Below are 2,759 nucleotides of genomic sequence, written 5' to 3'. Positions count from 1 at the left end.
AGGCGCTGTCCGCCGTGCGCGCGGCGCTGCCGGAAGGTGCCGAGCTGGACGGATCGACGGTCAAGGCAGAATTCACTGCCGACAGCGGGCGCACGCTCGCCGTCGTGCTGGAGATACGCGCGGACGCCACGTACAGCGTGGCGTCATGGAAGGCAACGACGCTGTGGACGGAGAACGGCGCAGGCGAGACGCTGTGGTCGGGCGCTGCGCAGACACGATAGGAGCGATGAGATGAAACTTGAAGAGCTGCTGCGGGAGATGGTGGACGCGAAGGCGTCCGACATCTTCATCATTGCAGGCCTGCCGCTGTCCTACGAGGTGAGCGGACGGCAGATCCGCCTGGACTCGGCGCCGCTCATGCCCGATGACACCGAGACGTTCGTGCGCGCCATCTACGAGGTGAGCGGGCGCAGCATGCAGCGCTTCGTGGACAACGGCAACCACGACGACGACTTCTCGTTCGCCATCGCGGGCGTGGGGCGCTTCCGCGCAAACGTGTTCCGCCAGCGCGGGTCGTTCGGCGCCGTCATCCGCGTCATCCCGTTCGGGCTGCCGAACCCGGCCGACTTCCACATCCCCGACGAGGTGCTGCGCCTGGCCCGCCTGCAGAAGGGCCTCGTGCTGGTCACGGGACCGGCAGGCGCGGGCAAGTCCACGACGCTGGCCTGCATCATCGACAAGCTGAACCACGAGCGCTCGGGGCACATCATCACCATGGAGGACCCCATCGAGTACGTGCACAAGCACGGCAGCTGCATCGTGACGCAGCGCGAGGTGCCCACCGACATCGCCACCTACGGCGAGGCGCTGCGCTCTGCCATGCGCGAGAGCCCGGACGTCATCCTCCTGGGCGAGATGCGCGACTACGAGACCATCGGCACGGCCGTCACCGCCGCCGAGATGGCGCAGCTCCTGTTCTCCACGCTGCACACCACGGGCGCGGCCGGCACGGTGGACCGCATCATCGACGCCTTCCCCGCCTCGCAGCAGCGCCAGATCCGCATGCAGCTGTCCATGGTGCTGGACGCCATCGTGTCGCAGCAGCTCGTGCCCACGGTGGACGGCGAGGTGGTGCCCGCCTTCGAGATCATGGTCACGAACACGGCCATCCGCAACCTCATCCGCGAGGAGAAGACGCACCAGATAGACAGCGTGATAGCCGCCGGCGGCTCCGAGGGCATGCGCACGATGGACCAGAGCCTGTTCGACCTGGTGAAGAGCGGACGCGTGGCCAAGGAGATGGCATTGCAGTACAGCATCCACCAGGAGGCGCTGAAGAAGCGCTTCGAGGCCGAGGGGCTGTAGAGGCCAGCTGCCGCAAGCAGCCTGCCTGGATACCGAGGACATGACGAGCGGCCCGCCTATCCGGCGGGCCGCAGTGTGACAAGGGGACGGGGATAATGTCACGTTCTTGGACGCTTTGCGGCCTTGCGTCTCATTGGGGAACGTGACATTATCCCCGTCCCCTTGTCACACCCTAGTACACGTTGTGCACGACCTCGGCCGACCCTTGCAGGCCGGCGATGCGGAAGGGCGTGCCGTCGTCGAGCACCACCGTGCCGTCGAACGTGCCGAACACCTGGTGCTGGTCGGTGCGCACGACCAGGGCGTTGATGCAGTCCGCGCGGTCGAGCAGCGGGGTGAACGTCAAATCGAGGCGGCCCTCGTCGTCGGTGACGTGCCAGGGAGCCAACAGGTCGTAGCGGTCGGCGACCTTGCGGGCATCGGCACCGGCGGGCTTCTCGGGCACGCCGAAGTCCACGCGGTGCAGCTTGTGGCACGTGCCGTCCACGAACGCCATGTTCTCCGAGGCAGCCGACGTGTCGCCGAAGCCGTAGCCCAGGTTCAGGCCGAAGCAGTGCGAGCCCGGCCGGGCTCCACCCTGCCCGTCCTGCCAGCCCTGCGCCACGCCCCAGAACCACGTGTTGTCGCGCGTCCACACGCCACGGCCCCAATCCAGCAAGCCGAACGAGTCGTCGGGTGCGAACCCGTGCACCAGCAGGCCCTTCTTGAAGCTGCCGCGGGCGCGCATGGCCACGATCTTCTGGTTGTAGTAGAAGGCGAGCGGGTCCTCGGCCCACGGCGTGGCGATGACCATGGTGTCCTCGGGCTCGTCGGAGAGCACGGCGTCGAACACGAGGTCATCGTCGCCGTCGAACTGTGCGAAGCGGGCGTGGAGTCGGCGCTCGCCGTTCCCCGCCTCGAAGCGGAAGGACACGCGTCCGTTCTCAAAGGACGAGATGCCTTCCCGCGAGGTGGAAGGCAGGCGGAAGCGTCCGAGCGGGAAGGGCGTGATGACGCTCGTGGTCTTGTAGGCGGCCTGCGCGAAGTCGATGACCGACGCCGAGACGAGACCGAGGTAGCCTAAGTCGCTCAGCGTGAGCGCCACCGCGTAGGCGCCGTCGTTCACCAGGTAGTAGTCCCATTCCTTGATGCGCCATCCGGGCGCCTTGATGCGCGTGCGGTCGTAGGCGAGCTCCAGCTGCGTGGCCCACCCGCATGCGGAGAGCGCGCCGTCCAGGCGGTGCAGCGGACCCGGCCCCTCGAGGCGTTTCTCGTTCACGATCGACCCCCTTTGCTCGTGCGGAACATGCGCGCCATGCGCTTGCGCAGGCTCGTGGGAGCGGCCTGCCTGCCGCTCGCTTTCAGCGCGGGCTTGGGCTTCGGCTTCGCAGCGGCCTCCTCCGACGCCTCCTCGGCTTCCTCGGCCTCCTGCCGGGCCTCCTCGAGCACCTTGCCAGCCGCCTCGGGCGCCCCGG

At 67.9% G+C, this 2,759-nt stretch carries 2 protein-coding genes and 2 pseudogenes; 2 read left to right on the top strand and 2 right to left on the bottom strand.

Annotated features, from left to right (window positions below):
* Together GPA_RS19055 and GPA_RS07915 are read left to right on the top strand one after the other, a co-directional pair.
* A pseudogene (locus tag GPA_RS19055) lies at nt 1-221 on the top strand (S4A5 electrogenic sodium bicarbonate cotransporter 4); the annotation flags it as partial.
* Nucleotides 222-231: 10 nt separating this feature from the next.
* A complete protein-coding gene (locus tag GPA_RS07915; RefSeq protein ID WP_015539538.1) occupies nt 232-1,305 on the top strand; it encodes a type IV pilus twitching motility protein PilT in 1,074 nt (357 codons plus the stop codon).
* Nucleotides 1,306-1,477: 172 nt separating this feature from the next.
* On the opposite strand, the gene GPA_RS07910 is transcribed toward GPA_RS07915, so the two are convergent.
* Together GPA_RS07910 and GPA_RS20090 are read right to left on the bottom strand one after the other, a co-directional pair.
* Nucleotides 1,478-2,563, bottom strand: coding sequence for a DUF2804 domain-containing protein (locus GPA_RS07910; RefSeq protein ID WP_181813837.1), 1,086 nt, complete (start codon nt 2,561-2,563; stop codon nt 1,478-1,480).
* Nucleotides 2,560-2,759: pseudogene (locus GPA_RS20090) on the bottom strand (mechanosensitive ion channel family protein); the annotation flags it as partial. The pseudogene GPA_RS20090 and the gene GPA_RS07910, both read right to left, overlap by 4 nt.

This window comes from Gordonibacter pamelaeae 7-10-1-b (assembly GCF_000210055.1).
GTDB classification, from domain to species: Bacteria; Actinomycetota; Coriobacteriia; order Coriobacteriales; family Eggerthellaceae; genus Gordonibacter; species Gordonibacter pamelaeae.
Note: the sequence above shows the minus strand (reverse complement) of the source record. Positions and strands in the feature narration are given on the sequence as shown.